The 7,047-nt window shown below is 41.6% G+C and carries 2 protein-coding genes and 1 pseudogene; all 3 read left to right on the top strand.

Annotation, left to right across the window (positions count from 1 at the left end; all coding sequences use genetic code 11):
• Positions 1-388: pseudogene (locus PMG71_RS00220) on the top strand (photosystem II q(b) protein); the annotation flags it as partial.
• A 231-nt stretch (positions 389-619) separates the two neighbouring features.
• Positions 620-2,002 (top strand): hypothetical protein, encoded by a 1,383-nt coding sequence (locus PMG71_RS00215; RefSeq protein ID WP_283751612.1) that lies wholly within the window; start codon positions 620-622, stop codon positions 2,000-2,002.
• A gap of 15 nt (positions 2,003-2,017) precedes the next feature.
• On the top strand, positions 2,018-6,904 hold the full coding sequence (locus tag PMG71_RS00210; protein WP_283751611.1) for a WD40 domain-containing protein: 4,887 nt from the start codon (positions 2,018-2,020) through the stop codon (positions 6,902-6,904).
• Positions 6,905-7,047 lie beyond the last annotated feature (143 nt).

Here is a 7,047-nt window from a genome sequence, read left to right as displayed (position 1 = left end):
TCAAAACTACGGTTACAAATTCGGACAAGAAGAAGAAACCTACAACATCGTAGCCGCTCACGGATACTTCGGACGTTTAATCTTCCAATACGCATCCTTCAACAACAGCCGTAGCCTTCACTTCTTCTTAGGAGCTTGGCCAGTAGTTGGAATCTGGTTCACCGCACTGGGCGTAAGCACCATGGCGTTCAACCTAAATGGATTCAACTTCAACCAATCCATCATGGATTCTCAAGGTCACGTAATCAACACCTGGGCAGATGTAATCAACCGCGCCAACCTGGGTATGGAAGTAATGCACGAGCGCAACGCTCACAACTTCCCCTTAGACTTGGCTGCTGGTGAAGCTGCTCCTGTAGCTTTAACTGCTCCTTCTATCAACGGTTAATTCGAGTTTTGATAAACTGATTTAATCAAAAAACGCTCTCCGCAAGGGGAGCGTTTTTTTTGTTTTGGGTTGCTCAGACTTCTAGGGTACAAGCAAGGGATAACATGAATTTTTTGTAAGATTCTGCGACAACAAGAGTAGAGAGGTTTACCCTGAGATTAGGGGTGTATGGGGTCAGTTACCATCTGGTTTGCCAAGATGGTCAGTTACAGCCACATCAGGAGAATGGCCATGAACCCAAAAATTAAACAGTTTTTTAACGCTACCGATCCGAGTTATACCCTATTTACTCGCCCAGAAGACGTAGAAAAAGATAAGAAATATTACATTGATTTTGCTTCAGTCCGGGGTGGAGAAGTGATTGAAGAACTCAAGGATAATATTACGGTTTGGTATCCGGATACTCCCACTTGTCAATTATTTACGGGTCATATTGGCAGTGGAAAATCAACGGAGTTACTCAAGCTTAAATTAGAATTAGAGCAAGAAAACTACCATGTTGTCTATTTTGAATCCAGTGCAGATTTAGAAATGGGGGATGTGGATGTGGGGGATATTTTGCTCTGTATTGCCCAGCGTGTGAGTGAGAGTTTAGAAACTCTAAAGGCTTTGAAGATTCCGGAACCGAGAGGGTTTAAACAGTTATTGCAAGGAGCGGCTCAATTGTTGCAGACGGAAATCGAAGTATCGGGAACAATTGAGGCCTTGGGAGGAAAAATATCGGCGAGTAGTGAAGGGAAAGTTGAGGCCGAATATGGGTTACCGGGTATTGCCCAATTAAAAGTGGGGATTGGAGCCATTACAGATAAAACGAAGGCAAGTCCTGAATCAAGGTCTAAGTTGCGAGGGTATTTGGAACCGCGCACGAACCGATTATTAGAGGTGATTAATCAGGAGTTATTTGAACCGGCTCAAGTACAATTGAAGGCGTTAGGAAAAGCGGGTTTAGTGGTGATTGTGGATAACCTCGATCGCGTGACGAATGCGAATAAGGATTGGGAGATCCAACAACAAGAGTATTTATTCGTAGATCGCGGTGAGCAATTGCGGACATTAAATTGCCATGTGGTGTATACCATGCCCTTAGCGCTACGGTTTTCTAATCAGTATAGTACGTTGACGCAACGGTTTGTGAGTGAGGTGCAAGTTTTACCGATGATTCCGATTAAGCATCGGGATGGGAGTCGGTGTGAGGAAGGAATGAGTTTATTGAAGAAGCTGATTTTAGCGCGAATTTTCCCCGATCTACTGGAAGGGGAAAGAGGGTTAAAAGTGACAGAAGTCTTCGATCGCCTCGAAACCTGCGATCGCCTCTGCGAGATCAGTGGCGGTCATGTGCGTAACTTTTTACGTCTGTTCCATGATACCTTGAAGCGGACTAAGCAGCTACCGCTCCAAGAAGAGCATTTTGAAGAAACCCTATCTAAATACCGGCATCAAAGGGTTTTAGCCATTGACGATCAAGAGTGGGAATTACTGCATCAAGTGGCAGTAACGAAGCGAGTAGCGGGGAATGAAGAGTATCAAAAATTAATTCGATCGCAATTTGTTTATGAATATCGCGATGCCGAAGGCTATTGGTTTGATGTTAATCCGATTATTGCACAATGGTAATCAAGGACTTCTGCTATGACTATTTCTCAAAATGCTTCAGAGCCTTTCAATCATAACCAAAAATCAGTAGAAGATTTGGCTTGGGAAATCGAAGCCTCTCAAGGTAAATTTACTCTAATTTTGGCTCACTGTAATTATCGGTCATTGCAGGAAGTCATGGTACAGCGATTACATCAGTCTTGTACTGTTGCGATTCGTGATTTGAAGATTGAACCGGAAACAACCCAATTATTCGCTGTCCTTAAAGAAAAAGTGCTTACCGATCCGCCTTTAGCCTTAATGGTGTTTGGCTTAGAGTTAGTCCAAAATCCAGAACAGCTACTGACTGGTATGAATCAAATCAGGGAAGAGTTTCATAAAAATTGCCCATTCCCGATGATTTTATGGGTGAATGATGGCTTGATGAAGCAGTTGATTCGCTTGGCTCCAGATTTTGAAAGTTGGTCTACTTATACCTTGTTTACGGTGGCTGATTCAGAATTACTTAATCAGCTTAATATGCGAATGGAGCGTTTATTTAATCAAGTGGTGGACTCTGGAGGAGATTGTTTTTTATCAAATGAGGAGATTTTTGGCCCCTATTATCGGGGGGAGTTAAAGTCAGCCCTGAATTATGTTCATCATCATCAACTGAACTTTCCTGAAGAAATGGAAGCGGGTTTAGCGTTTGCTCAGGGTAGAGATGCTTATGTGAAAGATCGCATCGATGAAGCCATTACCCTGCATCAGAAAAGTTTGCAGTTTTGGCAACATCACGATCGCCCGATCCGTGCGGGAGCGGTGTTGTTTCATTTAGGACTCTGCCATCGTCGGCAAGCGGATTTACATCGAGTCGAACGTCAGCATTATTGGCAGGAAGCCCGGTTATCGTTTGAACAGGGAATCCAAAAGTTTGATGAAGGACAGCGACTGGATCTAGTGGCTAAGTTTATCGGTCAACTGGGGGAAATTTTGTGGCGTTTGGGGGAATGGGAGGACTTGCGTCAGGTGGTCGATCGCTCCCTGAAACTGCACGAGTACCAGCAGACACCCATTCAAGAAGCACGGGATCAAAGTCTCTTAGCAGCTCTGAGGTTACAGGAGGGGTTAGCCCCTGAAGCACAAACCTTAGCTCAGAACGCATTGGAAACCCTCGATCGCTCTCCAGAGGACAAACCCTTGTATGAGGGGTTACCCTTGTTGTTGCTCGGACGCAGTTTCCGCGCTTTGGGAGAGATGAAATCGGCGATCGCCACCTTAGAGCAGATGAAAGCCAGCGATCCCGAACCCGATCCGCAACTTTACTTAGAGGGATTGGAGGAGTTGCGATCGCTCTATTGGCAAGAAGAGCAGTATCTAGAAGCCTTTCACAGCAAACAATTTCAGCGTTCCGTCGAGCAACAATTCCGCTTTATTGCCTTTGTCGGGCCGGGAAGATTGCAACCCCAACGACGCATTCGCCCCCGATTACGGCCCAGAGGCAACGATGAGCCAATGGCTCAAGAAATCACCGCTTCGGGACGAGAACCCGATATTAAAGAATTACTCAAACGAATTCGAGATACCCAACATAAGTTAATTGTGATTCACGGAGAATCTGGAGTTGGGAAAAGCTCCCTAATTCAAGCCGGGTTGTTACCCGCTCTAGATGGAAAAATTAGCGGTTATCGAGATATTATTACTGTTTATTTAGATAATTACAATAATTGCAACCATGCTTTTAGGCAAGTGTTTACTGGTTTTGCTCAAGCCTTATGCAAACAAGGAATTGAACTGCCCCATGTACCTGATTCTATAGAAGAGTTAATAGCACAATTGACAGCCAATGATCGGCGCAACTTGCTGACCATCTTCATTTTCGATCAATTTGAAGAATTCTTTTTTGGCTGTCCGGATATGGGTCATCAGGCGCAATTTTTGCGTTTTTTAGGACAAGCACTCAATACGCCCTATGTCAAGGTCATCTTATCCCTGAGAGAAGATTATATTCACAAACTGCTCATCTGTAATGAGATCGAAGATTTTGCGGCGATCGGCAATGATACCTTAAGCAAAAATAGCCTCTATGGTTTAGGCAACTTTTCCAAAGAAACGACACAACAAGTGATTAAAAGTTTAACTGAAAACTCTCAATTTCAGCTTCCTGAACCCCTAATTACAGAAATCGTCAATGAATTAACCAATGATATCGGACAAGTGCGCCCCATTGAGCTACAAATTGTTGGGGCACAACTGCAAAACGATGGGATCGCCACCTTAGATCAATATCAACAAGTCAGTAAAGATCATCTGGTACAAAAATATCTGCAAGATGTGATTGAAGACTGTGGAAAAGACAATCAGAGAATGGCAGAATTTGTTTTATATTTGCTCACCGACGATCAAAATACTCGCCCCCTAAAACTAAGAACAGAGCTAGAAGCTTCCCTAAAAGAAACTCAATCGAAATGGACAGAAAAAGACGAGCAGCAACTCAGCCTCGCTTTAGAAATTTTATCCTTATCTGGATTAGTTCTCTTAGTTCCAGGCGATCCGCAACACTATCAACTGGTGCATGATTATTTAGTTCCCTACATTCGTCAACGCCAAAGTAGTCGTATCTTGCATCAACTTCAAGAAGCTGAAGCTGCAAAACTATTAGCTCAAGATAAATTCAATCAATTAATACGGAAAATACTGCCTGTTTCCCTTGCTGCCAGTATTGTATTGATGGCAGCCACAGCAACTGCATTCTTTTTTGTTCGTCAAGCTTTGAATCGTGAAATTGAAGGCATTAGCACGGCTTCTATCTCTCTATTAAAATCCAGTGAAGATCTAGAAGCCATGATTCAGGGAATTAAAGGGTGGAAAAAAATGAACAGAAACTTATTTTACAAGTTTTTTATATCTACAGAGACAAAGCAAAAAATGGCAGAAGCTTTTTTGAAAGTTAATTATGGAATAAAAGAAGCAAATCGGATAGAAGATCATAAAAGTATGATTTCAGATCTGTCCTTTAGTCCAGATAGTAAAATGCTAGTAACAGCAAGCACAGATGGAGTAGTACAACTATCAAATATAGATAATTCAACCATTAGAGATTATAGTCACAATTTGCCTCATGAACAAGCTATTTATGCAGTTGCTTTCAGTCAAGATAGAATTTTGACAGGTGGTAGCAATGGAATCATTACAATTTGGTCATTGACAGCAAACTTGATAAAAGCCTTTTCATCATCCAATGAATATACAACTATTACAGCCTTAGAATTTCATCCTCAAGGCCATGTTTTTGCTTCAGGAAATGATAATGGAATTATTAAATTATGGAATATGGATGGAACATTATTAATATCTATTAAAGCTTCAGAAACACCTATTAAAGATATTAGTTTTAGCCCAGATGGTCAAGTTGTAGCTTCTAGCTCTGGAAATTATAGTTATGGAGAGATAAAACTCTGGAAACAAGACGGAACATTAATTAGACAATTTTCTGGAAATACCAAAGCAGTTTTGGCAATTGCTTTTAGTCCAGATGGACAAACTATAGCCAGTGGTAGCGCAGATCGCTCAATCAAAATTTGGACGATAGATGGAACAATGGAACGAGAAATGGTAGGTCATGAATCAAGTATTTGGTGTTTATCTTTTAGTCCAGATGGTAAAATATTAGCCAGTGGTAGCTCTGATTCAAGTGTAAAGCTATGGCAAGTTTCTGATGGAAGTGTACTGAGAACAGTTCCCGCAGAAAACACAGCTATTTATAGCTTACAATTTAGACCTAATTCACCAGACCAACGGATTAATCATCTCACTCTTGCAATTGGCAGTGGAAATAATCAAGTTAAACTCTGGCACTTAAATACTCCTTGGCGAGAAATGATTATTCCAGAACATAAAAATGTAATTGAAACAGTAGAATTCATTTCTGATGACCAATCTATTATAACTGGAAGTAGAGATGGAGTAATTAAACGCTTTACTTTTGAAGGTAATCGAGTCCCAGAAACAATCAATGATCAAGATAATGTAATTTACCAAGTCTCAGTAAGCCATGATAGTCGAAAAATGGTTGTGGCTACAAGTAAACCTACAGTTGATATTATAGATCTTGTAGATCAGGTAGGAAATGTATTAACTACTCTCGAAGGGCATACAAAGAATATCCATACTGTAGCATTTAGTCCCCAGGAAGAACTTGTCGTGACAGGAAGTGACGATAAGAGTATAAAGATTTGGAATACTAATGGATATTTGATTCAAGATATTCCGGATGCCCATGAGGATCAAATCAGAATAATCGCGTTTCATCCTAATGGTAAAATTCTGGGTTCAGGAGGAAAAGATAATAAGGCTAAGTTATGGGATTTGAATGGCAATTCTTTGACAACATTAGAAGGTCATAAAAGTGGGGTTATCGGTATGGATTTTCATCCCAAGCAAGACCTAATTGCTACGAGCAGTGTGGATCATACCATTAAGCTGTGGAAATCTGATGGAACCTTAATCGCTACTTTGGATAAGAAACAGCAGGGTCATACTAACTGGGTGAATCGGGTTAAGTTTTCTCCGGATGGGACTCTGTTAGCTTCAGCTAGTGATGATAGTACAATTAAGCTTTGGAATGTAGAAGATCCAGATAACTCTTATTTAGTGACTACTTTATCTTTACATAGTAACTGGGTGAGGGATATTGATTTTAGCCGAGATGGTCGATATTTGGTTTCGGCAAGTGCGGATCAAACGGTGGTGCGCTGGGATTTAGAAGCGATCGCTACTATCGATAATCCCGATCTGCTTTTGCGTCAAGGATGTGATTGGATACGAGATTATTTGAGTCATAACCCGAATCTGTCTGAGGAGGATCAACAGATTTGTGATGGGATTGAGTCATTACCCCAACCCTCTCCTGTGGTGACAGCAAGTCCTGAACCCGATCGCTGATATTTAGCTGTAAAACAAGCTCAAAACGCCTCCCAGTTAGCGCAAACAGAGTCACCGAACCCCAGTCCGATCGCCCTCCCATGACGTAATGACTCCTGAACGCGGTATGGTAATAAGAAGTTATCTTCTTGCGATTGTATATT

The organism is Roseofilum acuticapitatum BLCC-M154 (genome assembly GCF_030068475.1).
Taxonomy (GTDB): domain Bacteria; phylum Cyanobacteriota; class Cyanobacteriia; order Cyanobacteriales; family Desertifilaceae; genus Roseofilum; species Roseofilum acuticapitatum.
The sequence above is the reverse complement of the archived record's forward strand: the minus strand, read 5'-3'. Positions and strand labels throughout refer to the sequence as shown.

Excerpts from the sequence above, each read along its gene's own strand:
- PMG71_RS00210 (WP_283751611.1), top strand. The coding sequence starts at position 2,018 with ATGACTATTTCTCAAAATGCTTCAGAGCCTTTCAATCATAACCAAAAA.
- PMG71_RS00215 (WP_283751612.1), top strand. The coding sequence starts at position 620 with ATGAACCCAAAAATTAAACAGTTTTTTAACGCTACCGATCCGAGTTAT.